Source organism: Synechococcus sp. W4D4, from assembly GCF_047716805.1.
In the GTDB taxonomy this organism is placed as follows: domain Bacteria; phylum Cyanobacteriota; class Cyanobacteriia; order PCC-6307; family Cyanobiaceae; genus Vulcanococcus.
The window spans coordinates 2,036,558-2,060,352 of record NZ_CP180404.1; the positions used below are offsets into that span (position 1 = coordinate 2,036,558).

Sequence of the window (23,795 nt, forward strand, 5' to 3'; positions counted from 1 at the left end):
GATCCTAGGTGTGGCGCCAAGCCAAGTTTTCTTGACGCTTGCTGGATCTGGTCCACATTGAACGTAAGGCGCTGACCAGCCTGGTTCGCGCAATCGGTATTGAGGTTTGAACGAATCCGGCCGCCTGCTCAAGGTGCTTGGCGTGGGCTTTGGACTCGCGGGCTCCATCGGCGGAACCATCGGTGCAGGCATCCTGCGGATCCCAGGGTTGGTGGCGGAGCAACTGCCCTCCCAACCGCTGATTCTCTGGATCTGGGTGCTGGGAGCCTCCTACGCCCTGCTGGGCGCCGTCTGCGTGGCTGAACTAGCGGCAGCCCTGCCGAAAGCAGGTGGCTGGTACGTCTACGCCGAAGAAGCATTTGGGCGCCGTGCGGGATTTTTGGTGGGCTGGAGCGACTGGATCGCCCACTGCATCGGCCTGGCCTGGGTGGTCACGACCCTGGGGGACTACCTCGCCCCTCTCTTGCCCGTCAGCAGCGCTTGGATCGCCGTCGGAATCCTGGCGCTCTTCACCCTGATCCAATGGCCCGGCGTGCGCTCAGGGGGAGCCAGCCAAGAGTTTCTAAGCCTGATCAAGGCACTGATCTTTGCGGCCTTGGTGGTGACCTGCTTCGCGCTGCCGCTGCCAAACCGCGTGGAAGCAGCCGCGAGCTTCATCCCGCCTGATGTGAACTTGTTCGTGCCAGTGGTGCTGGCCCTTCAAGCCGTGATCACGACCTACGACGGCTGGGCCTGCCCGATCTACTTCGCTGAAGAATTCAGCACACCCAGCCGGGACTTGCCGCGCTCATTGATCGGAGGTGTGCTCGCCGTCGCGGGGCTCTATCTCCTGATTAATGCCGCACTGCTCCACGTGCTGCCCATCCCCGTGCTGGCGGAATCGAGCCTGCCCGCCGCCACCGCCGCCGAACGCCTCGTGGGGCCCTTGGGCGGGACAGTGATCACCGCCGTGGCTTTGATCTCTCTCCTGGGGGTGACCAACACCGTGGCCATGGCCGCACCACGCATCCTGTTTGGCCTCGGTCGCGATGGGCTGATGCCCTCCTTCACCGCCGAGGTGAATGCTGGCGGGACCCCCATTCATGCCCTGCTGATCACCTCCCTCTGCAGCGCCCTGCTGGTGGTCATTGGTTCCTTTGAAAGTCTGCTGGGGATGGGGGCCTTCCTTTACGTGGGATTACCCCTCTGCGGATTCATCACCTTGATGGTGTTGCGGCAAAGGCAGCCCGAGCTGGATCGGCCCTTTCGCTGCTGGGCCTACCCGCTGACGCCGATCGTTGTGGCAACCGTCTCGCTGGCGTTTTTGCTCGCAGCGCTCTGGAGCGATTCCGTGAACAGCCTCTGGGCGCTCGCACTGGTCGCCGCCGGTGGCCTGGCCTCAGAAGCCAGCCAACGGCTCAGGGCTGCTGCATGAGCTCCCAGGCCTGACGCAAGCTCAGCGCATCACCCAAATTGCCGGGGAAGGTGATCACCGGAAGGCCGCCAGGGGTCAACACCAACGACAGCCCGGCGAACAGCTGACCCTGAAGCTCCACCCAAGCGGCCTGCAAACCGGACTCCAGCAACGTGTGGGTCGTGATTCCCCCTTTGCTGATCACATACCCAAGTCGAGGGGCCAACGCTGCGGCCAACCGGGCCATCAGCTCCGCCAGCGCGATCCCAAGCTCCCTGCGTTCCGCAGCGCTCGAGCAAAGGAGCTCGCCACGGCTGGTGAAGACAACTGGAGTCAGGCCCTCACTGATCACCGTTGTGATCTGCTGCCGCCAGGACTGCTCCAGGCTGGATAGCAATCGAACCGGTTCAGGCCCGCTGATGACGCGAGCCACTTTGCGGACGTCGAGCTCGATGCCGGCGCAAGCCGGCTCAGCCAACAGGCTGGTCAGTTGTGCATCGGCCAAGGGCACATGGGAGCCCACCAGCACCAAGCCAGGCATCCAGTCGCCGCTGGGCTGCCGCCGCCTGAGACCGGCCAAGCCAGAGGCAGAGAGCGGCTGGGGCGGCAACGGCACGAGCCCATTGATCAAGCTAGCGGCGGACTGCAGTGCGAAACGCTGCCCCTGACGCGCACAAGCCCAAATGGCCTCACCAAGGGCCGTCAACTGCTCGGGCTGCTCGGCATCGACACAGGCCGTCGCTGCCGGAGGTAAAGCAGAGAGCCGTGCCTGCAACGCACCGGGGCCTGCCTCCAAGTCCGAGAGACCAATGCGCTCCACCGCCGCGGCCGGGATCTGACCGGAAGTCTTCTCCTCCACCCAATCCGGCAGATAACTACTGGAAAAGCCGAACAGACGATCCTGAGCAAAGGCTGTGTTGTGAACCGGTTCCCCATGCAGCAGGTGCATGCCGTCCTTGGTGGTGCGCCCCCCTGGCAAAAACGCGGGGGCCAGCAAGGTTGCGGAGAAAGGACCCAGCTCCTGCTCGATCACCTGGAGCTCCAGCGGAAAGTGACCGCGCAGGGTTGAGTCCCCGCGACTGACGACTAACCAGCGATCAATCATTCCCGCCGCTTGCGCTTCCGCCAAGGCAGGTTTGAGAGCCTGACAAAGGCTCCGAACACGCTGTTCGGCCGCCCTGGGGTCCAGCGCCCGCGTGTTGGCGAGCAGAAAGAGAAGCGGGGAGGAATGGACCAACGCTTCGCGGAGGCTGTCCTCGTCCCAACGCAGCAACAAGGGACAGCTATGCACCGTCTGCGATCCCGTCGGATCGTCATCGAGGACCAGGACCTTGATCCGCTCAGCCATGGCACCATCGTGCCGTGATCAGCCCTGACCGCAGCGAACTCCAAGATCTGGTGCGTCAGTGGCATCAGCAGGCCCTGCCGTGGACTCCGGCGGGCGCAGGCACAAGGCTGCATTGGGGTGCGCCGCTCGAGCAGCCGCAGCTCTTGACCACCAACAAGCTGAACCGGCTGATTCACCATTCCAGCGGCGACTTCACCGTGACCGTTGAAGCCGGTCTGCCCCTGATCGAACTGCAGGCCGCCCTGGCGGAAAGCAAGCAGTGGCTCGCCGTCGATTGGCCCTGGGGGAGCGGGACCGATGGAGGCCAGAGCGGAACCATCGGTGGGCTTGTCGCCCGTGGCATGGCCGGTGGCTTTCGGCAGCGCTACCTCGGGATCCGCGATCAAGTGATCGGTCTGGAGGTGATGCGAACGGACGGCACCGAGGCCAAAGCGGGTGGCCAAGTGGTGAAAAACGTGGCCGGCTACGACTTGATGCGGCTCTTCTGCGGCAGTTGGGGCAGCCTTGGACTGATCACCCAGGTCACCCTCCGCACCTTCCCCAAACAGCCCCACCGCGCTGGCTTGCTCTTCCAAGGAGAGCTCAAGGCTTTGGAGTCGATGCGACGGGCCTGCCTAAGGGCCGATCTGATGCCGCAACGCCTGGATTGGAGCACTACAGAAGGACAACCCAGCCTCCTGTTGGGGCTGGTGAGCATCAGCCGAAGCGCAGTAGAGGCACAACTACAGGAGCTCCGCAGACACGCGACGACCCTCGGACTTGAAGCGATGAGCCTGGACGCCGATTCACTCCAGGAGCTCGAGTGCACAGGCCGTGCTGCGAGGTCTCAACTCAAGAAGGAACGCTGGCTGATGCGCATTGGCCTACCCCCAGCTCAAGCCCATGCCTTGCTGGGTGTGGCCGATATTCGTCTCAACCTGGCCGCGGGGATCGGCCAAGGCATGGGCTGGGCGGAACCCGAAGACCTTCCGTCCCACCAAGTCACCAGCCTCAGCGAGCTCTGCAAAGCCTTGGGTGGTCAGCTGACACTCCTGCAGCAACCAACCGCAAATGGCCTCAAGCCCTGGCCCACACGCGCCAACCACGACTTGATCGCGGCCGTGAAGCGGGAGTTTGATCCTCTGCAACAGCTTGCCCGAGGGCGACTACCCGGCGCCTGAGCAGACGTAGCGGCAACGCAGCTGCAACGTCTGTCCAGGCTCAAGCTCCAGGCAGCGATCACCCGTCGCCAGGGAACCCCGCGGCGCTGTCCAGGGCTCGAGGCAAACCATGGGTCGAGGTGGTTCTGTCCAGACCACCGCCAAATCAAGGGGAGCGGTGAGTTCAAGGGTGATGGTCTGGCCAGAACCCGCATCGGCAAGGCGAACCGCGTCACCCGTGGGATTCGCGAGGAGGTCCACCCCCTCCGGGAGCTTGGCCAACTGCTCAACCATTGAGGAGGAAGCCATCTGGTGATGATCCAGACAGGTCTCGGGTAAACCGTGCAAGCTGGCGGCCTTCAGCGAGCTGACGGCGAAATACGGATGCAAACCAAGCGAGAACGGCATGGCGCCTTCGCTGCCAGGGTTGTGTTCAACCGTGGCCAGAATCTCAAGGGCCAAGGGTTCCAGCCAGTAATCCAGGCTCAAACGAAACGCGAAGGGAAACGCCGCAAGCGTTTGGGGATTGGACTCCAAGACCAAACGAATCCCTGAGCCATCGCTCAACGGCTGCAGTTGCCAAGGCAGGTCCCTGGCAAAACCGTGTTGCGCAAGCGCGTAGCTGCCTTGGGGGAGATCGAGCCGGTTCCCTGGAAGATTCCCACAGATCGGGAACAGCACGGGAATGCCGCCACGGACACTTTTGGCGGGGTCGGTAAAGCGCTCCGCATCGAAATAAAGACGCTCCTGACCACCACTGACCCAACCGGTCACCAGACCGCCCCGCTCGGGAACGACCCGAAGCTGATCACCATTAGCAGCCGTGAAACAGCGATGCGGGTACGGCCCTTCGATGGCTTGCAGCCCCATGGTCTCGAGCGTCAGCGTGCCCAGAGGTTGTACTTGAGAATGCACCAAACGGCACGGACGCCGTCCTTCCAGCCGATTTTCTTGCCTTCGTCGTAGGTGCGGCCGTAATAGGAAATACCCACCTCATAAATGCGGCAGCGACGCTTCGCCACCTTGGCCGTAATTTCCGGCTCAAAGCCAAAACGCTTCTCGCGAATCGGGATGGATTGAATAATTTCAGTGCGAAATGCTTTATAACAAGTCTCCATATCTGTGAGATTTAAATCGGTCAGCATGTTGCTCATCAATGTCAGAAATCCATTGCCCATTCGGTGCCAGAAATAGACCACACGATGGGGAGCGGCGCCTTGAAAGCGACTCCCAAACACCACGTCTGCCTTGCCCTGAACAATCGGGCCAATGACGAGCGGATATTCATTGGGGTCATATTCGAGATCGGCATCTTGAACAATGCAGATCTGACCCTCAGCAGCAGCAAAACCGGTGGCGAGTGCTGCTCCTTTTCCCTTATTGCGCTCGTGAAGCAGCACAAGAAGATCTGGAGCATTCAAGCCGAGCAACAAATCGCGGGTTCCATCGGTAGAACCATCATCCACAACAATTAGCTGCTGAGATTCGACCGGGGAGCGCCGAACTCGATCAATCAAGTCAAGTATCGTAGAAACCTCATTAAAACAAGGGATAACGACTGAAAGAAGAGGACGTCCGCTAGGCTCTTTAACCACTCTTAATGACATCAATCAGAAGCCGAAGGAGTTGCTGGAAATATGAAAAGCTTTTGGACAAAATAAGAAGAAACTGCAAGAATAGGGATCATTAAGAGGGCCGAGACATTTCGAGAGAGCCCAAAACCACTAAAGGTATCAATACCAGACCAATTAGCCAGCCACATCAAAACAGCCCAGGTGAGATACATCACAGCCGACCTGGAGGACAAGCTATTCATTGCAAACACCTTCTTACCATAAAAGTAAAATCCAAGCACAATATTGACGGATTGACTAACAAGCGTCGACAATCCAACAGCAAAACCAAACCAAAGAAGAGACTGCAGCAAAGAGTTGCAAATTAGAAAATTAACAGCACCATAAAAAAGAAATCTTCTTTTACGGCCTTGGGTTGGTTTGGCAATCATGCTGAGAACCTAGTACAACCGATCCAACCAATCCAATAGAGCCGTGTTCACCTGGTCTGGGACTTCGTCATGAGGACAGTGGCCGGCCTGCAGCACCACCTCCTGGGTGCCCTGCGGGGCATGGCGCTGGAACGCACCCCGGCGACCTGCCGCGTTGATCCAGGGGTCACGGATGCCCCAAAGCAGCAGCAGCGGCGACTGAAGCTCAGCAAAGAGCTCGTCGAGGGGCTGGCCCCGAGGGATATCAAAGACCGTCCGAAAGACCCCAAAGGCGCCAGGATCCCGGGACGGGGCCAGGATCGATTCCACCAACTCGTCATCGACGTTGGTCCGATCGATATAGACCTGATTCAAGGTCCGGCGCACGTTCCCGGGGCGACGCATGTTTTCAAACAAGAGGCGCTGGAAGATGGGGCTCTTCAGCAGGGCTGAACCGACGGTTCGGCGGGTAATCGCCCCCCAACCCTTCGGCTCCCCCTGCTCATCGGAGAAGGGACCAGCGGCATTCAGAAGAACGACCCCCGCGCTGTCCTGCCTCAAAGCAGCACCTGCCGCCAGGGCTGCGTAGCCGCCCAGTGAATTGCCGACGGTCACCGTCGGACGACCAATGCGCTCCCGGACGTAGCTCACCAACTGATCGCGCCAGAGAGCACCGCCGTACTTGGGACCGGCTGGCTTCGCGCTGCGTCCAAAACCCAACAGATCCAGGGCATGGACCTCGTAGTGGTCCTGCAGCGCTGGAATATTGAAGCGCCAGTGATCGGTTGAGGCCCCGAAGCCGTGCACCAACAGCAACGCCGGTTTCTCAGCAGCGGCTGGCTCCAGCGGACCCTTCTGCAGGCAATGGATGGGGTACCCCTGAAAGTGCCAGGTCGAAGCAGTCACGGGGGTCAGCTGGAGAAGCGCGATGCTAAGGAGATCCCCTGCTCCGGTTGCGCTCTCGTGATCTCCGACTGGCTACTCACGAGTTGGAGCCTATGGCTGCCGGGTACAGCCCTCTGGGCGGTCAGCGCCTACATCCCCCTCAGTGGACGCCTGCTGGATGAGGAGGACGCAGCCGCGAAAGCCACCCTCAAGCTCAGCGGTTGCCTTGCCCTCGCGTTGGTGATGGGTTTCGGCATCAACCTTGGCCTGGGCTTCAGCCTGGGCCCCAGCTGGGGCACCAGTCTTGGGGTGGTCACCGCGCTCTACGCCCTGTTTTGGGGCGTCATCGCCCAGGACTAATCGCCCTGATAGCTACTGCGGCGACGGCGCGTCCTGCCTTCGCCAAAGGAATCGTTCTGACTGCCATAGCTGCGGTCTTCCCAACCCTGGGCTCCGGAGGGACGATCGACCCGAGGAGCGGGTGCGGGGTTGCTGTCATAGCCGCCGCCATACCCACCAACACGGCGCGGGGCACCGCCACCTCCGCCACCTCCGCCAGAACGCGGTTCAGCTTTGTTGATGCGGAGGGGACGGCCCATCAGCTCAGCCCCTTGCAGGGCTTCGATCGCGCGATCTTCACTGTCAGGATCGGCGAGTTCGACAAAGGCGAATCCGCGCTTCCGGCCGGTGTCCCGCTCTAAAGGAAGAGAGCAATTGGCGACGTCGCCAAAGGGGACAAACAACTCAGCGACGTCCTCTTGCTCTGCGCGAAAAGGGAGGTTGCCAACAAAAATGCTCACAGGCCGTCCGGGCCGATTCGGCGTTGATTCAGCACTCGAACCCTAGACCGGCTGAAGCCATTTGAACGGGTTGGCTCAATGCGAGAGCCGCCCTTTGGCTCGCTCCAGTTGAAGCCGAACCTGATCAAAGGCCGTCCCCCCTTCACTGCGGCGGGCAGCGACCACCTGACGCGGATGAATGGCGTCAAAGATGTCAGCCTCAAAGGCAGCGTGCAGCTCCTGCCAACGCTCCAGCGGCAGCTCTCGCAACAGGACCCCCTCCTGCAAACAGGTTTTGACGAGGCCGCCCACCAATTGATAAGCCTCCCGGAAAGGGACACCTTTACCGACCAGGTAATCCGCCACATCCGTGGCGTTGGAAAAGTCACTCTCCACCGCCTGCTCCAGACGCTGCGGACGAAACTCCAGCCCCTCCTCAAACAAGATCGCCATCGCCTCCAGGCAAGCCAGGGTCGTGGCCACGGCATCAAAGAGGGCCTCCTTGTCCTCCTGGAAATCCTTGTTGTAGGCCAGGGGCAAGCCCTTGATCATCACCAGCAGACCCTGCAGGTGACCAAACACACGCCCGCACTTGCCCCGCACCAATTCGGGAACGTCGGGGTTTTTCTTCTGGGGCATCAGGCTGCTGCCGGTGGCGCAGCGATCCGTGAGGCTGACGAAGCGAAACTCCTCGCTGGCCCAGAGGATCACCTCCTCGCTAAGGCGGCTCAGATGCACCATTACCAAGCTGGCGGCCGCACTGAACTCCACCGCAAAGTCGCGATCACTCACCGCATCGAGGCTGTTGGCATAGACCTCGTCAAAACCCAAGGCCGCCGCCGTCTGACGCCGATCGATCGGCACTGGAGTCCCCGCCAGGGCCGCGGCCCCGAGCGGGCAAATGTTGACCCGTTTGCGCAGGTCCGTCAGGCGAGCGCGATCCCGCTCCGCCATCTCCACATAGGCCAGCAGGTGATGGGCCAGACAGATGGGCTGGGCCCGCTGCAGGTGGGTGTAACCCGGAATCATCACCTCAGCGTGGGCATCGGCCTGAGCAAGCAGCGCCCGCTCGAAGCGCACCAAAGCGCCATCGATCGCATCGATCTGCCCCCGCAGCCAGAGCCGCAAATCCGTGCCCACCTGGTCATTGCGGGAGCGACCGGTGTGGAGCTTTTTTCCCAGGGGCCCCAGGATCGCGATCAACCTTCGCTCGACGGCGAAGTGCACGTCCTCATCCTCGAGACCAGGGTTGAACTCGCCCGCTGCGGCCTCAGCACGCACCTGCTCCAGACCACCCACCAGCTGCTCAGCCTCCTCGCCCGTGATCACCCCGGTGCTGCCCAACATCCGGGCATGGGCGATCGATCCATCCAGGTCCTGCTGCAGCAGGGTGATGTCAAAACCGATCGAGGCGTTGAAACGCTCAATCGCGGGATGCAGACCCTGCTCAAAGCGCTGACTCCAGGTGGAGGAAGAGGAATCAACGGCCATCGGGCCCGATATCGCTACTGAATCTCAGCTTGGCAGGCGACTACTCACGCTCGGCAGGGTCACCTCCTCGCGCACCTTCAGCACCACCATCGAGGCGTCGTCATCCAAGGGGCGATCGGGCCCGACGAAGCGATCGAGGCGAGCAAACAGCTGATCCAAGATCCCCTGGGCCCCACCGCCAGAGCGGCAGGCCGTTTGCAGGGCCTGGACCAGGCGCTCCTCGTCAAAGCGCTCGCCGTTGAGGCCGGACGCTTCCGTGACGCCGTCGGTGTAGCAGAGCAGAACATCGCCCGGCTCCAGCACGATCTGCTCGCAGCCGTACTGGGCCTCGCTCTGCAGACCGATCAGCAGACCCGGCGCATCCAAGCGCTCGACTGCATGGCGAATCCGCCTCCAGATCAAGGGTGGGTTGTGGGCCGCATTCGCGTAGCGCAGCAACCGGGTACGGGGATCGAAGTCGGAATAGAAGAGGGTGACGAAGCGGTGGGATTGAGCCAGGTCCTCCTGGGCCAATTGGTTCAGGTCATGGAGGATCTGATCGGGGGGCAAGCCACTCGAAACCTCGGCCCGGAGCATGCCCCGCAGCAGGGTCATCAACAGACCCGCCGGGACCCCCTTGCCCATGACATCGCCAATCACCAGGGCCCAACGCCCCTGCTCCCGTTGCCGGCCTATTAGCTGCGGCCGAGTGGGAATGAAATCGAAGTAATCCCCGCCCACTTCAAAGGCAGGCCGGCAGCGCGCAGCCAACTCAACCCCCTCGATCACGGGGCAGTGGTCCGGCAACAACTGGGCCTGGATTTCGCCGCCGGTGGAGAGCTGGCGATCGAGACGCTCATGGCGCCGGGCCTCCTGGAGCAGCTGATCGCCTTCCACCGCGACGCCGGCCAGGTCCGCCACCAGTTGCACGTGGCGGCGGTGACTCTCGCTCCAGCTCAGGCCCGCCTTAGAACCAAACACGTACAGGCGTCCACGAACGCGACTGCGGGCTGACAGAGAGGTGGCGACCAAGGGCCGATCCGCCAAGTGCCGGCGCACCAGCCCATCCAGCAGCTGAGCCACCGCCTCATCGCCTGAGGCCTGCTGCAGTGGCTCATCGGGCAGGGTTGCCAACTGCCGCAGCAATTCGGGGTGACTGCCATGGAGCTGCTCACGCCAGAGCCGCCCATCGGGGTGAAAGACCACCAGAGCAGCACCTTCCGCCTCCACCAAGCGGGTGGCCACCAGAGGCACCAACTCCAGGAAACGCTCAAGGTTCGTGAAGCTGCGCAGCGCAAAAGCCAGGGACGCCAACAACTCCTGGTTGCGGCGCTGCTCTTTGCTCAAGCTGTCGAGCAGTTGGCGCAGTGAAGCGACGGCGGATGCCGGCTTCAGGGAGCCCACTCCACCGGGATGCGAATGATGGGCAGGCGGCACGGTGCTCACGTGCGCGCAAGATAGCCGCGATTGTTGGGCTTACTTGGCGAGGAGTGCTTCGACGAACTCGAAGCTGTTGAAAGGCCGCAAGTCGCGAATCCCTTCGCCGGCGCCGATGAAGCGAATCGGCAGCCCGGCTTCCGAGGAAACCGCCAAGGCGACGCCACCGCGGGAGCTGCCGTCGAGCTTGGTCAGCACGACACCAGTGAGACCGGCGGCCTGGGCAAAGGCCATGGCCTGCTTCAGACCGTTCTGGCCCTGGCTGGCGTCCAGCACCAGCAGGGACTGCACCTGAGCATCCGGGGCGAGTTTGTCGACGATCCGACGCACCTTGGAGAGCTCCTCCATCAGGTTGTGCTTGGTCTGCAGGCGACCGGCGGTGTCCACCAGCACCAGATCAGTGCCCTTGGCCTGTGCCGCACCGATCGCGTCGTAAACCACCGCCGCAGGGTCCGCATTCGCGGAGGGGTTCGAGACCACGGTGACGCCACTGCGCTCACCCCAAACCTGAACCTGTTGCACCGCCGCGGCCCGGAAGGTGTCCGCGGCCGCAATCAGACAGCTGTAGCCACTGCGAATCGCCAAGTTGGCCAACTTGCCGAGGGTCGTGGTTTTACCCACCCCGTTCACACCGACCATGAGCCAAACGTTGAGGCGACCACGCTCTGGAGCGAGCAACGCGGTGCCGCTGGCCTGGATCGGCTGGTCGAGCAGACCCTTCAGTTGGTCTTTGAGGAAGCGAATCCCCTCCTCGGGCTCAACGACTTCCTCGTTGAGGCGTTTACGCAGGGCCTCCAGGACTTGGTCGGTGGCTTGCACCCCGACATCAGCCCGCAGCAACAGCGATTCGAGGTCATCAAGGACCTCAGGGGTCAGCGGGTCATCGCCCAGGGTGTCGAGCAGCTGGGTGACGAAGCCCTGGCGGGTCTTCTCCATGCCCCGGCGCAAGCGCCCAAGCCAATCAATTTCTTCGAGGGAAATGTCAGAGAGCTGACGGCCTTGGGCAGCCAACACCTCCGCCGACCAAGTGAAGTCCTCGTCGAAGTCCCCGAGGCTCGGGGCCGCCTCATCGGTCGCCGCTGGAGTCGGTTCAACGGGAGTTGTCGGGGTCTCGATGGCCCGCTCCAGCTGCTCCTGTTGGCGCTGGGCCCGCTGGGCCGCGGCCTGCTCCAACAACGACAAGCCAACAGCGGGCTCGGGGGTCTGGACAGCCTGAACAGGATCCTGAGCCAATACCGGCGTGGGATCGGGCTCTGGAGTGGACTCGACTGGGGGGGCTAGTTCAGGTTCTGGCTCAGCCGCAGCCGCTTCCTGCTTTTGCGCTTCCTGCTGGGCCTTCAGGCGGGCGTAGGCCTGGCGCGCCCAATCGAGAGCGTCCTGATCGATATCTGAGGGCGCCGAATCTACGGGCGCTTCTACTGCAGGGGCGACTTCCTGGGCAGGCGGCTCTGCGGCCTGTTCCGGCTGGGGATCCTGGGAGTTCTGAGGGGCCGCGCTGCGATTGAACCAGTCGTAAACCATGCCGTCTCTCAGCTCTTGGCGGGGGCGTTCGTGAAACGACGGAGCACACCGTTGATCATGCGGCGCCCCTGCTCGTCGCTGTAGCGATTGGCCAGCTCGACAGCCTCATTGCAAGCCACCGGCGCGGGGGTGTTGAACTGCTCGATGTCCACGGCTGCGAGCCGCAGGATGTCCCGGTCAATCCGAGGGAGACGCGTCAGGCGCCAACCCTCCATCACCGCATCCAAACGCTGATCCAAATCAGCACGACCGGAGAGCACAGCCCGAGCGCGGTCGATCGCACCGCGGCGGATCTCCTCTTGATCCGAAAGCATCAACAGCCGGGGCAGCTCCAGGCTTGCTGACAGGCGGTTCAGACCGTTCTCGGCGTGCTCCAGACCGTCCTGCAGGTGCTGGCGAATGCGGGGCAACTGACCCACAGCGCCCTGATCCTGCAGCTCACTATCCAACAGCTGCTGTTGAGCCGCCTGCAGTTCGGTCGCGGCCTGATCCAGGGCCTCCCGCACGTGTTGACTCAGGGAGGCCAGGGCCTGTCGCAGAAGAGTGTCGAGGGACGTCTCGGCACTGGGCTGACGGTCACTGACCTGACCCAGCATCAGCAGGGCCAGTTCGCGGGCTACGGAGCGGCTCTGCATCAGGCCTTATTGGAGGGAAGGGGGGAGTAGGCAGGGGCCCTGAGCTGGGCGAGCAGACTGGAGAAACTGCGACTGGCAGGGGTTTCACGCTCGTCGGGATTGACGATGCCTGCGGAGATGATCGTGCGGAAGGCATCTTCCACCGAGAGATCCAGATCCTGAACCGAGGACTCCGGCACCACGGCATACCAACCGGTGGTGGGGTTCGGGGCCGTCGGGATAAAAACGCTCAGCATCGGCTTGTCAAAGCCCGCCGAGAGGGTCGCCCCCAGCACACCGGTGACAAAGCCCAGCGCATAAAGACCCTCACGGGGGTATTCCACCAACACCACACGGCGAAAGCGGCTGGAGTTATCCCGCAGGAACGTCTCCAGCAATTGCTTGAGGGTTTTGTAAACGGACCCAGCCACAGGGATCCGCTGCAGAGTGCCCTCACCGAACTCCAACAACCAGCGGCCCACGATGTTGCGGGCCATCAGACCGATCAACAGGATCCCCAGCAGGGGAACCAGTAGGCCCAGGCCGAGGTTGATCAACTCCTGGAGAACAGGGTTGAGGGTGTTGAACGGGTTGAGCTGCTTCGGAATCGACGTCAGGAACGCCAGGACGAAGCGGCTCACCGTCGTGGCGAGCCAGATGGTGGTGGCGAGGGGAATCACCACCAACAGGCCTGCAATCAGGTCGTTTTTGAGGTCCTGCTGGAGACGATCGCCCAGCGGTTGCTCAGGTCTGGGGCTGGATTGCACCACTGATTTGCGTCGCTCGACTGGCCGGAATTCCGGTCACAAAGGGCCAACCTGCAACTTAGCCAGTCGCCCTACAGAACAGCTGCCAGGGCGAGCAACGCAAAGGCGATCACGAGGACCACGGCGGTACCCGTCCCACCGATCCGGCGTTGGTTCAGTGCCAGATCGCGGCGGGTTTCGACCTGCTTGATCTGGTTTTCAGCCTGCTGCAACTGGCTTTCCATGAAAGCGCGCGCGGCCTTCTTCTTCTCCTCGTCGCTTGCAGCCTCAGGGATTTGGCCGTTCTGCACTCCCTGATCGATCACCTGCTCGAGCACCTTGGGATTGTCGAGCTGGGCCTTGGCGAGCTCCAGCTGACCACGCTGGGCTTGCAGGGACTGGTTGGTCTGGTCGCTCAGGCTCTGGTCACCGCTGATGGTGGCGGGAACCGTGAACAGCAGAGCCAACGCCAGAACACCGCTGATGACGCAAACCGTCCAGCGCAGGGGGTTCGGACCGGATAGTGGATCCTCCAGACGCGCGCCGAGGAGCATCAACAGCATTCCCACCAGGGCCATCGGCGACTGGGTGATCAGGGTGGAGCTGAGCAGCTGGCGGAAGCTCTCATCGCCCCAACCATTGACCGAGAGCACCGCCAAAAGCTGGAGGGCCAGCAGAACCACCAGGGTGATCCCGAGCCAGCGCAACAGACTGGAGAAGCGTCCTGCAACTGCTGAACTCACTGGGAGGGCCTTGGAAGTTGAGCAAGCGTAGGGGCGATCAACCCAAGCCACAGCCCCTTCCGGCTGAGGTTCTGGTCAGGGCGCTCAAGACCAAAGCCTTGGACTTGGGCTTCAGCCTGGTGGGGATTGCCTCAGCAGTGGGCAGTGAGCGGATGCGCCTGCGCAACGCTGCCCTGCAGCGCTGGCTGAATGCCGGACATCACGGGGAAATGGCCTGGATGCAGGACCCCAGGCGGCAAGCGATTGAGGCGCTATTGCCGGGAGTCCGCAGTGTTGTGGCGGTCGGCCTCAATTACTACGTCGATGCCCAACCAGCACCCGGCAGCTTGAAGGTGGCCCGTTACGGCTGGGGCCGGGACTACCACCGGGTCATCGATGGGCGCTTGCGTGCCCTGGGGCGTTGGCTCGAGGACCAGCAACCGCAAGCCCAATGGCGCGCCTGCGTCGACAGCTCGCCTCTGCTGGACAAGGCCTGGGCTGAGGAAGCTGGCCTGGGCTGGATCGGGAAACACAGCAACCTGATCAACCGCGACTGGGGGTCGTGGCTGCTGATCGGGCACCTCCTCACCGACGTGGACCTGCCTGCGGACGCACCCGCCACACCCCACTGCGGGGCCTGCCGCGCCTGTCTGGACGCCTGCCCCACGGGCGCCATCCGCGAACCATTTGTGGTCGATGCCCGCCGCTGCCTGGCCTTTCACACGATCGAGAACCGCGCGGAGCAGCTTCCCGACGAGATCGCCAGCGGCTTAAACGGTTGGGTGGCCGGCTGCGACATCTGCCAAGACGTTTGCCCCTGGAACCAGGGGGAACTGGTCTCCAGCAACGATCCCGATGTGCAACCCCGTCCCTGGTGGCTGGACCTCCAGGGAGCTGACGCCCTGGGCTGGAGCGATACGGACTGGGACGACAAATTGCGGGCCTCAGCCCTGCGGCGGATCAAACCCGCGATGTGGAGGCGAAACATTGCAGCAGCCCTAGGCTGAGCGCTCGATCGATCTGCATCGATGGCTGCGCGCTGGTTGAAGGTTCTCGCCGCAGCGCCCTTGATGCTGGCCAGCCTCACTGGGGGCCCCGCCAAAGCCCTGGTCCCCTACGTGGTGCTGCCCAGCGAGCGCAACCTTGAGGCCGCAGGCCTGGGCATTGCCCAAGCCGCCAGCCGACTCCTGAAGCTCGGTCAGGCCGAGGAAGCCGCGAGCTTGGCGGCCCTGACCGTTCAACTGATCCCCACCGATGCCCGGGGCTGGCTGCTGCTGGCTGAAGCCCAGTTGCGCAGCGGCGAGGACGCCGAAGCCTCCGCATCCCTCGAGCAAGCGCGAAACCTCGATCCCCGCAACGCCGGAATCCTGTTTGCCCAGGGCTCGTTAGCCCTGAAAGCGAACCAGCCGGCCCGCGCGATTGAGCTGATCCGCGAAGGGCAGCGGATCGACGACAAGAACGCCGGTTCCTACTTCGATCTCGGCAATGGCTACATCCTGCTGGGGGAATCCAAAGCCGCACTCTCGGCCTTTGAGCGGGCCTCCAAGCTGCGCAGCGATTTCTGGGAAGCGATCAACAACCAATCCCTGGTGCTCTACGAGCAGCGCAAGGACACCGAAGCCATCCGGCGCTGGCGATCCGTGCTCACAATTCGGCCTACGGCAGCGGAACCGATGCTGGCCCTGGCTGCAGCGCTCAATGCCCAGGACCCTGGCAATGGCGAAAGCCTGGATCTGGCCAAGAAGGCCCTGGCTGGCGATCCCAACTACGTCCTCAGCAGCTATCAGCAGGAACAGCTCTGGGGCATTCGCCTGCGCGAGGCCGCCAGCGTCCTACTGGCGAACGCCAGCCTGAAGGGCGATGTGGAGCGGGCTCAGGCCAATGCGGATGCTGAGCCCGTAGAAGAACCTCGGTAGGCTGAGCCGCACTTTCTGACCTCGGATGCCCAAGGCGCGCCCCGAACAGCCGCTGCCCGACCCATCCGACGAGCGTCGTATCCAGCCGATTGAGCTGCATCAGGAGATGCAGCGCTCGTACCTGGAATACGCCATGAGCGTGATCGTGGGACGGGCCTTGCCCGATGCCCGCGATGGTCTCAAGCCCGTTCAACGGCGCATCCTGTTTGCGATGCATGAGCTGGGGCTCACCCCAGATCGCCCCTATCGAAAGTGCGCACGCGTCGTCGGCGACGTGCTGGGCAAATACCACCCCCACGGAGACCAGGCGGTCTACGACGCCCTGGTCCGCCTGGTGCAGACCTTTGCCAGCCGCAATCCGCTGCTGGATGGCCACGGCAACTTCGGCTCGGTGGATGACGACCCACCGGCGGCCATGCGTTACACCGAAACGCGGCTGGCACCGATCGCCAATGAGGCGATGCTCGATGAAATCGGCAGCGACACGGTCGATTTCGCCAACAACTTCGATGGCTCCCAGCAAGAGCCAACGGTGCTCCCGGCCCAACTGCCCTTCCTGCTGCTGAACGGCTGCACCGGCATCGCCGTCGGGATGGCCACCAACATTCCTCCCCACAACCTGGGGGAGGTGGTGGATGCCCTGATCGCCCTGGTGCGCAAACCGGAGCTCAGCGACGAAAAGCTGCTGGAACTGGTCCCCGGTCCCGACTTCCCCACCGGCGGTGAAGTTCTCACCGGCAGCGGCCTGCGGGACACCTATCTCTACGGCCGCGGCAGCATCCCGATGCGAGGCGTTGCCCACATCGAGGAAATCCAACCGGGCAAGGGCCGCCACAAGCGCGGGGCCGTCGTAATCACAGAACTGCCCTATCAGCTGAGCAAGGCCGGTTGGATCGAAAAGCTGGCTGAGCAGGTCAACGACGGAAAGATCAACGGCATCGCCGACATCCGCGACGAATCCGACCGCGAAGGCATGCGGGTCGTGGTGGAACTGCGCCGGGACGCCAACCCGGAGAAAGTCCTGGCGGACCTGCAGCGGCGCACCGCGCTCCAGAGCAATTACGGCGCGATCCTGCTGGCCCTGGTCCACGGCAAGCCGATCCAACTGAGCCTGCGCCAGCTGCTGCAGGAGTTCCTGGATTACCGGGAGCTAACGATCATTCGGCGGACCAAGCACGCCCTCAAACGCGCGGAAGATCGCCTCGAAGTGGTCGAGGGCCTGATCACAGCTCTTAATGCTCTGCAGCGGGTGATCGAGATGATCACCGCCGCCCCCGATGCCTCCAGTGCGAAGGCCAGCCTGCAGGTGCACCTGGACATCAATGAACGCCAGGCCGATGCCGTGCTGGCCATGCCCCTCCGCCGGCTGACCGGCCTTGAACAAGAAAGCCTGCGCAAAGAAGCTGACGACCTGCTCCAAGAACGAGCACGCCTGCGGCACCTGCTGGATGAACGGCCCGCTCTACTAGAAACGATGGTGGCCGAGTTCAAGGCGCTCAAAAAGCGCTTTGCCACGTCCAGGCGCACACGGCTGGTGGAAGGCGGCGATGAGCTGGTGGCCCAACGCACCGCAGCCCAACGACCCAACACCGAACTGCTGCGCCAGCGGGCCTTTGAAGGTCTCCCCAGCGACGGTCGTCTGGTGATCCAGGCCGATGGACAAGTGAAAGTAGTGGGACCTCAACTGCTGGGGCGGCTTCACCTCGATGAGCCGGCACCCCTGGGCGACAACCCCTCACCAGCCCGCTTGATCCTGCCGATCAACACCAGACCCGCCCTTTTGGCCTTCACCGACGCGGGCCGCGTGGCCTTGCTGCGCTGGGAGTTTGCCGGGCAGAACCCCGGCACGCTCGAGAAGTTCCTGCCTGAGGGCATGAGCGGTGAACGGGTCGTGCAGATGTTGCCCCTGCCAGAAGAGGCGGATGGGAAGAGCGTGGGCCTACTCAGCAGTGACGGTCGCTTCAAGCGCCTGCCCCTGGCTGACTTCCAAGATCTGTCCGGTCGGGCTACGTCCGTTCTAAAACTCAAGGAAGGGGTCAACCTGAAGCGGGTAGTTCTGTGCCAGGACGGACAAGACCTCGTTGTGGGCAGCAGCACCGGTCGCCTGCTGCGCCTTGAGGTCAATGAGGAAAACCTTCCCGTGATGGGCCGGAATGCCCAGGGTCCTGTGCTTTTACGCTTGCTACCAGGTGAAGAGGTCATCGGCGCTGCATCAGTCAACGATGAAAGTGAACTGGTTCTCGGTTCAAAGCAAGGCACTCTTGTGCTGATCAATCCAGCGCTTGAGCTCAGGAAGTGTCAGCGTGGTGACCTCGGGCAGATTTACATCCGTTTCCAGAACAAGTCAGACACTCTCATTGATCTTTGCGTGATCAAAAGCAATCAACTTGTCTCGGTGCTATGCAGAGGCACCAGCAATCAGCGAGTTGACACGAGGTTATTAAAAGCTTCAAATGAGCACGCGTCAGTCAAAAAAGAAAAAGGATTCCATATCTTGGGGGAAATCAGAGAGATCTTTACTACATATATGAATAAAGCATGAAAATAGCCGCAATCATCCCATGCTTCAACGAAGAAGCCTCTGTCGGAGCCGTCGTCGAGGCACTAGCAACAGAGATTCCCGGTATCTCCATTTACGTTTGTGATAACGGCAGCACTGATCGCACAGTCGAGGCGGCAAAAGCTTCTGGGGCGACTGTCCTGAGCGAGAAGCGCAAAGGAAAAGGGAACGCCGTTAGAAGGTTATTTCGAGATATTGATGCTGATGTCTACGTCATGATCGACGGCGACAACACATACGGCACGGGAATTATCAGCGAAGCAGTTCAGCTTGTTGCAGATGGACATGATATGGTTACAGGCGAAAGAATGCTTTCAACTATCAATCAAAGAAAAGGCCATGCATTTGGGAATAAGCTATTCACTCAACTCCTGAGAAGCCTCTTTAGCGTTTCCAGCAGGGATGTTTTCAGCGGTCTGAGAGTAATGTCGCGGCGACTTGTTAAAACATTTCCATGCCTTAGCCTTGAGTTTGAGCTCGAAGCTGAACTTGAAATATTCTGCGCGCGTATGAGACTTCCAGTAACCAGCCTACCTACAAGTATTCGAGAGAGAGTGAACAGCGAAAGCAAATTAAATACCATCCAAGATGGCCTAAAGATTTCTACCCTGGCATTAAGGATGCTGCATCGCGAGTATCCGCTACGCCTTTACATGCCACTATTTGGCATAATCGAAATAAGCTGTCTTTTAACCTCGATTCCGCTCTTTCGCACGTATCTAGAAACTGGCCTTGTCCCGAGATTTCCGACTCTAATCATTCTCGCGACTGTTGCACTAGTTGGGTTTAGCAGCCTGGCGATGGGGCTAATCCTCAAAGAAATCACAAATAGCAGATACGAGAGTAGATATTTACGTTACCTAGATATACAAAACAATTAATCGTTATACTTCAACGAAGTATGAGCTTACAAGCAAATCTTGTTGCTGGATCCTCAGAATCTGGCTTACTAAGGCAATCTTGAGTTGTTGGCAGATCCCTAGAGGGATAACTAACGGCATATCCGATCCCATTCTTAGCTGTTGAATAAAACGGCTGAGAAAAATTTAAAACACAAGAGATTGAGAGGAACAAAAACAGTGCAGCACGCACTACCTTAATTTGATTAGTTTGACAGAGATAATAAATCGAAAATATGGATATAAGCATAAATATAGAAAGATAGTATCTAAGCTCATGGCTCTGAGGCAGAAAAGATGCCAGCAAAACATATATACCTGTCATAAGAAAGAGAAAGTCGTGCCCATCAATTGATTTAACCGTGAAAAGATTCCTTAGCTTCTCAAGGATGCCGTACATGAATACTAAAAACGCGGCCAAGTAGGCCGGTCCATAAGTACCTCCAGTACGTACTAATCCCATGGCGTTTTTGGGATCGAGAAGGCCACCGTATTGAGTTTGAGCACGGGCCATATCAATGTTGTAGTCAGGAACAACTCCACGGAATATCCAGTCAAGCTCACTTGATGAAAGGAAATGATTAAGCGAGCCTTGTAGTGGGTAGAGGAAGGAAGTGTATGTAGAAGACGCAGTGTAGTTACTCTCTGGCCCTTCAAATGGACCTACAGAGATAGGATAAAAAGGATTAGAATATATCAAAAAGTTCCAGATTGAATGACTGCTAGTTAAAAGTAATCCAAAAGTCAAAAGAATAAGGCATTGCTTGTTGAATATATGATCTTTCATCGAAGCATAATGGCTAAATAGAAGCGCTATATATCCGACAATTACTACTAAAAACGACTGCATGAAGCCTTGGTATTTCGTGTAAGAAGAGAAAGTCGATAGAAGTAAGGCTAAAATAGTAACCGATAGCTTTCTATGGTAAATCGAGTAAAGAAGAAGAACGAGCGAAGAGCTTACAGTTGCTCCCACAAAAAAGTCTTGGTATCCAGACCGAAAGGAAAAAAGACATACAGGGAAGACGAATACTGTGCAAACTGTTAAGTGCCATGGTAAAAGTTTTAGTTTTTGTATAGTCCAACATAGAAGAGAAAGAATCAATATATTTGGCAACAACATTAGTCGTGGCCAGCCAATGACAAACGAAGGATATAAAGCTAACCTCCAGAAGGGTGGAAAACCTTGAAAACGGTCTAGAAGCTGCTGATTAAGCTGAAAATCTGACAAGCCTTTAACTTGAGTGGCTATTACAGAGAAAGGTCCATGATAAGCAAGTACGTCATATATGAATGCATCAAAGAATACTATGGATAGGGTAAGGATTGTGATCGCACCAAATATTGTCGATTTCTTGTTGAAAACAGATAGTGGCTTGAGCATGGTTGAGTAATTCATATGTTTAAGCGGCAACTGACTCGGGTGGATGTTGCTCAAGCACCTGCTTGAGGTAGCGCCCGGTATGGGAGCTGGGGTGCTCAGCGACCTCCTCCGGAGTCCCGGTCACCACGATCTCGCCACCCTTATCACCGCCCTCGGGACCGAGGTCGATGATCCAGTCGGAGCAGCGAATCACATCCAAGTTGTGCTCGATCACCAAGATCGAATTCCCCTTGTCGACTAGACGCTGCATCACATCCATCAGCTTGTGGACGTCGTAGAAGCTCAGACCAGTTGTGGGCTCATCGATCAAATAGAGGGTCTTGCCGGTGGCCCGTTTGGAAAGTTCGGTGGCCAACTTGACCCGCTGGGCCTCACCACCGGAGAGGGTGGGAGCGGGTTGACCGAGCTTGACGTAACCCAGGCCCACATCAACCAAGGTGCGCAGTCGATCTGCTGCCTGAGGAATGGCTGAGAACACCTCACAGGCTTGCTCCACCGTCATCTGCAGAACATCCGCGATGGTGTGGCCCTTGTATTTGACCTGCAACGTCTCGCGGTTGTAGCGAGCGCCCTTACAGACGTCGCACTGGACGTAGACGTCAGGCAAGAAGTTCATCTCGATAACGTTCACGCCCTGGCCGCTGCAGGCTTCGCAGCGACCACCCTTGACGTTGAAGCTGAACTGTCCGACGGCATAACCGCGGGCCTTCGCCTCCACCGTGGCCGCAAAGACCTGACGAATCGGATCAAAGGCCCCGGTGTAGGTCGCCGGGTTAGAGCGAGGGGTCCGGCCAATCGGGGATTGGTCGATCACGATCACCTTGTCGATCGCTTTGATCCCCTTGAGGTCCTCGACCCCAGCCGGGAAAGGAACTTTCAAACCAAGCTTGTGCTCCAGTGCAGGGTGCAGGAGCTCGTTGACCATGGTGCTCTTGCCGCTGCCGCTTACCCCGGTCACACAGACCAAGCGGCCCAAGGGAAACTCCACGTCGAAGCCGCTGAGGTTGTTGCGCGCGCAACCCACCAGCGTGAGCTTGCGAGAACCGTTGGCGCGGCGTTCAGCAGGAGTCGGAATGGCCCGTCGACCACTCAGATAGGCACCGGTCAACGACTCCTCGGCCGCCAACAGAGTCTCGAAATCGCCCTCAGCAACAATCCTGCCGCCATGCACTCCGGCTCCAGGGCCAATGTCGACGATGTAGTCGGCAGCGCGAATCGTGTCCTCGTCGTGCTCCACCACGATCAAGGTGTTGCCCAAATCTCTGAGCTTCACCAGGGTGTTCAGCAGCCGGTCGTTGTCGCGCTGGTGCAAACCGATGCTGGGCTCGTCGAGCACGTAGAGCACCCCCGTCAGACCCGCACCGATCTGGGTGGCCAGGCGAATCCGCTGAGCCTCACCACCCGAGAGGGTCATCGCTGGGCGATCCAGGCTCAAGTAATCCAGGCCCACGTCCAAGAGGAACTTGAGTCGCATGCGGATCTCCCGCAGCACCAAATCGCCAATTTGAATTTGGCGAGCATTGAGCAGGGCCGGACCCTCGATGCCCATCAGCTCCTCAATCCGGCGAAGGCTCTCGCCAACGCTGCTGTTGGTCAACTCATGGATGCGATAAGGGCCCACCCGCACAGCCAGGGCTTCAGGCTTGAGGCGCAAGCCATGGCAGCTGGCGCAGGGCACCAACTCCAGATATTTCTCTAATTTCTGGCGGATTGATTCGCCACTGGCATCGCGCAGTTGGCGCTCGAGGATCGGCAGGATCCCTTCGAACGGCCGCAGGTAGGTCTGGTTTTTCTTGTAGCGGCTATCGGCCTGGATCGGAATCGGTTCCCTTGACCCATTCAGGAGCACGTCCTGCTGCTCCTCCGTCAGCTCATTCCACGGCGTCTTGATCTCAAAGCCAAAGGCCTCTCCCACCGAATAGAGCAGGGAGAAGTAATAGGAGTTGTCCTTCTCGGCCCAGGGAGCAACCGCCGCGTACACCGGCAATGAAGGATCAGGGATCACCCGCTCCTTGGTGAATTGGCGCAGATGGCCAATGCCGTGGCAATCCGCGCAGGCGCCGTAGGGACTGTTGAAGGAGAAGAGCCGCGGCGAAAGCTCCTCCATCACCGCGCCGTGGACGGGACAGGCGAAGTTTTCGGAATAGAGACGCTCCTTCTCCACCTCGGGCGGCAACTCCTCCCCGGACTTGGGAACCACTTCCACCAGTGCCAAGCCATCACCACGCTTGAGCGCCGTGCGGAGGGAATCGGTCAGGCGCTCCTGAATGCCCTCACGGGCCACCAGGCGATCCACCACCACCTCAATGTTGTGGGAGTGGTTCTTGTCGAGCTCGATGTTGTCGGCGAGTTCGCGCACCTCACCGTTGATGCGCACCCGGGCAAAGCCCTCGGCTACCAAGCCGGACAGCAACTTGACGTGGGTGCCCTTCTTGCCGCGAACCACAGGGGCGAGGAGCTGGTAACGGGTCCCCTCCGGCAGAGTGAGGATCTGATCGACCATCTCGTCGATGGACTGGGGCCGAATCGAGCGATCGCACTCAGGGCAATGGGGCTCCCCGGCTCGACCAAACAACAGACGCAGGTAGTCCTGAATCTCCGTGACCGTGCCCACCGTGGAACGGGGGTTGTGGCTCGTGGATTTCTGATCGATCGAGATCGCAGGCGAGAGGCCCTCGATCGCATCCACATCGGGCTTGTCGACCTGGCCGAGGAACTGCCGGGCGTAGGCCGAGAGGCTCTCGACGTAGCGGCGCTGGCCTTCCGCAAAAATCGTGTCGAAGGCCAGGGAGCTCTTGCCGCTACCGCTGACCCCGGTGAAGACCACCAGTTGGTTCCGGGGAACCGTGACGTCAACGTTTTTAAGGTTGTGCTGGCGCGCACCCCGCACCCGAATCACATCCTCCAAGGAGCCGCCGTTGAGGGCCTGAAGCGCAGCCTTCTCGTTCACGCTTTTGGCGAGGGCGCGGGGCATCCAGGCGGCTCTAAGAGGGGAGGA

The 23,795-nt window shown here is 60.3% G+C and carries 21 protein-coding genes; 7 read left to right on the forward strand and 14 right to left on the reverse strand.

Translation table 11 applies throughout. The features are described 5' to 3' along the window. Positions 1–106 precede the first annotated feature (106 nt). Positions 107–1,414 carry an APC family permease gene (locus ACLM42_RS11250; RefSeq protein WP_415399143.1) on the forward strand — a complete coding sequence of 436 codons (1,308 nt, stop codon included), beginning with the start codon at positions 107–109 and terminating at the stop codon, positions 1,412–1,414. On the opposite strand, the gene ACLM42_RS11255 is transcribed toward ACLM42_RS11250, so the two are convergent. Next, a complete protein-coding gene (locus ACLM42_RS11255) occupies positions 1,398–2,741 on the reverse strand; it encodes a four-carbon acid sugar kinase family protein (RefSeq protein WP_415399144.1) in 1,344 nt (447 codons plus the stop codon). The genes ACLM42_RS11250 and ACLM42_RS11255 overlap by 17 nt on opposite strands. A gap of 14 nt (positions 2,742–2,755) precedes the next feature. On the opposite strand from ACLM42_RS11255, the gene ACLM42_RS11260 reads away from it, so the two are divergent. Next, positions 2,756–3,901, forward strand: coding sequence for an FAD-binding oxidoreductase (locus ACLM42_RS11260; RefSeq protein WP_415399145.1), 1,146 nt, complete (start codon positions 2,756–2,758; stop codon positions 3,899–3,901). Here the strand turns inward: ACLM42_RS11260 and ACLM42_RS11265 are convergent. From ACLM42_RS11265 to ACLM42_RS11280, 4 genes are all read right to left on the reverse strand, one after another. Then, the gene (locus ACLM42_RS11265; protein WP_415400174.1) at positions 3,887–4,750 is read right to left on the reverse strand and encodes a galactose mutarotase; all 864 of its coding nucleotides are present in this window, start codon (positions 4,748–4,750) and stop codon (positions 3,887–3,889) included. The genes ACLM42_RS11260 and ACLM42_RS11265 overlap by 15 nt on opposite strands. 11 nt (positions 4,751–4,761) lie before the next feature. After that, positions 4,762–5,397 carry a glycosyltransferase family 2 protein gene (locus tag ACLM42_RS11270; protein WP_415399146.1) on the reverse strand — a complete coding sequence of 212 codons (636 nt, stop codon included), beginning with the start codon at positions 5,395–5,397 and terminating at the stop codon, positions 4,762–4,764. 89 nt (positions 5,398–5,486) lie between these two features. Next, positions 5,487–5,885 carry a hypothetical protein gene (locus ACLM42_RS11275; RefSeq protein ID WP_415399147.1) on the reverse strand — a complete coding sequence of 133 codons (399 nt, stop codon included), beginning with the start codon at positions 5,883–5,885 and terminating at the stop codon, positions 5,487–5,489. Positions 5,886–5,894: 9 nt separating this feature from the next. Next, the gene (locus ACLM42_RS11280) at positions 5,895–6,770 is read right to left on the reverse strand and encodes an alpha/beta fold hydrolase (protein ID WP_415399148.1); all 876 of its coding nucleotides are present in this window, start codon (positions 6,768–6,770) and stop codon (positions 5,895–5,897) included. Positions 6,771–6,827: 57 nt separating this feature from the next. Between ACLM42_RS11280 and ACLM42_RS11285 the strand changes: the two genes are divergently transcribed. Then, a complete protein-coding gene (locus tag ACLM42_RS11285; RefSeq protein ID WP_415399149.1) occupies positions 6,828–7,109 on the forward strand; it encodes a hypothetical protein in 282 nt (93 codons plus the stop codon). Here ACLM42_RS11285 and ACLM42_RS11290 read toward each other — a convergent pair. The 7 genes from ACLM42_RS11290 to ACLM42_RS11320 form a co-directional block, all read right to left on the reverse strand. Further along, complete coding sequence (locus tag ACLM42_RS11290) at positions 7,106–7,549, reverse strand: RNA recognition motif domain-containing protein (protein WP_415399150.1); 444 nt, start codon at positions 7,547–7,549, stop codon at positions 7,106–7,108. The genes ACLM42_RS11285 and ACLM42_RS11290 overlap by 4 nt on opposite strands. 75 nt (positions 7,550–7,624) lie before the next feature. Continuing rightward, on the reverse strand, positions 7,625–9,019 hold the full coding sequence (argH, locus tag ACLM42_RS11295; protein ID WP_415399151.1) for an argininosuccinate lyase: 1,395 nt from the start codon (positions 9,017–9,019) through the stop codon (positions 7,625–7,627). 24 nt (positions 9,020–9,043) lie between these two features. Next, a complete protein-coding gene (locus ACLM42_RS11300) occupies positions 9,044–10,444 on the reverse strand; it encodes a PP2C family protein-serine/threonine phosphatase (protein ID WP_415399152.1) in 1,401 nt (466 codons plus the stop codon). A gap of 30 nt (positions 10,445–10,474) precedes the next feature. After that, the gene (ftsY, locus tag ACLM42_RS11305) at positions 10,475–11,956 is read right to left on the reverse strand and encodes a signal recognition particle-docking protein FtsY (protein ID WP_415399153.1); all 1,482 of its coding nucleotides are present in this window, start codon (positions 11,954–11,956) and stop codon (positions 10,475–10,477) included. Between the two features lie 8 nt (positions 11,957–11,964). Further along, the gene (gene nusB, locus ACLM42_RS11310; RefSeq protein WP_415399154.1) at positions 11,965–12,591 is read right to left on the reverse strand and encodes a transcription antitermination factor NusB; all 627 of its coding nucleotides are present in this window, start codon (positions 12,589–12,591) and stop codon (positions 11,965–11,967) included. Beyond that, the gene (locus ACLM42_RS11315) at positions 12,591–13,340 is read right to left on the reverse strand and encodes a DUF502 domain-containing protein (protein WP_247909684.1); all 750 of its coding nucleotides are present in this window, start codon (positions 13,338–13,340) and stop codon (positions 12,591–12,593) included. Before ACLM42_RS11315 ends, nusB begins: the two co-directional genes overlap by 1 nt. Before the next feature lie 68 nt (positions 13,341–13,408). Then, positions 13,409–14,059 (reverse strand): HpsJ family protein, encoded by a 651-nt coding sequence (locus ACLM42_RS11320; RefSeq protein WP_415399155.1) that lies wholly within the window; start codon positions 14,057–14,059, stop codon positions 13,409–13,411. A gap of 17 nt (positions 14,060–14,076) precedes the next feature. On the opposite strand from ACLM42_RS11320, the gene queG reads away from it, so the two are divergent. From queG to ACLM42_RS11340, 4 genes are read left to right on the forward strand one after another with little or no spacing between them, the layout of a single operon-like run. Continuing rightward, entirely contained in the window at positions 14,077–15,045 is a 969-nt protein-coding gene (queG, locus tag ACLM42_RS11325; RefSeq protein WP_415399156.1) for a tRNA epoxyqueuosine(34) reductase QueG, read from the forward strand. A 21-nt stretch (positions 15,046–15,066) separates the two neighbouring features. Beyond that, positions 15,067–15,954: a tetratricopeptide repeat protein gene (locus ACLM42_RS11330; RefSeq protein WP_415399157.1), complete on the forward strand. Its 888-nt coding sequence runs from the start codon at positions 15,067–15,069 to the stop codon at positions 15,952–15,954. Positions 15,955–15,979: 25 nt separating this feature from the next. Beyond that, on the forward strand, positions 15,980–18,496 hold the full coding sequence (locus ACLM42_RS11335) for a DNA gyrase/topoisomerase IV subunit A (protein ID WP_415399158.1): 2,517 nt from the start codon (positions 15,980–15,982) through the stop codon (positions 18,494–18,496). After that, positions 18,493–19,395 carry a glycosyltransferase family 2 protein gene (locus ACLM42_RS11340; RefSeq protein WP_415399159.1) on the forward strand — a complete coding sequence of 301 codons (903 nt, stop codon included), beginning with the start codon at positions 18,493–18,495 and terminating at the stop codon, positions 19,393–19,395. Before ACLM42_RS11335 ends, ACLM42_RS11340 begins: the two co-directional genes overlap by 4 nt. Positions 19,396–19,405: 10 nt before the next feature. Here the strand turns inward: ACLM42_RS11340 and ACLM42_RS11345 are convergent, their stop codons facing one another. After that, entirely contained in the window at positions 19,406–20,851 is a 1,446-nt protein-coding gene (locus ACLM42_RS11345) for a hypothetical protein (RefSeq protein ID WP_415399160.1), read from the reverse strand. Beyond that, the gene (uvrA, locus tag ACLM42_RS11350) at positions 20,817–23,771 is read right to left on the reverse strand and encodes an excinuclease ABC subunit UvrA (RefSeq protein ID WP_415399161.1); all 2,955 of its coding nucleotides are present in this window, start codon (positions 23,769–23,771) and stop codon (positions 20,817–20,819) included. Before uvrA ends, ACLM42_RS11345 begins: the two co-directional genes overlap by 35 nt. Positions 23,772–23,795: the final 24 nt, after the last annotated feature.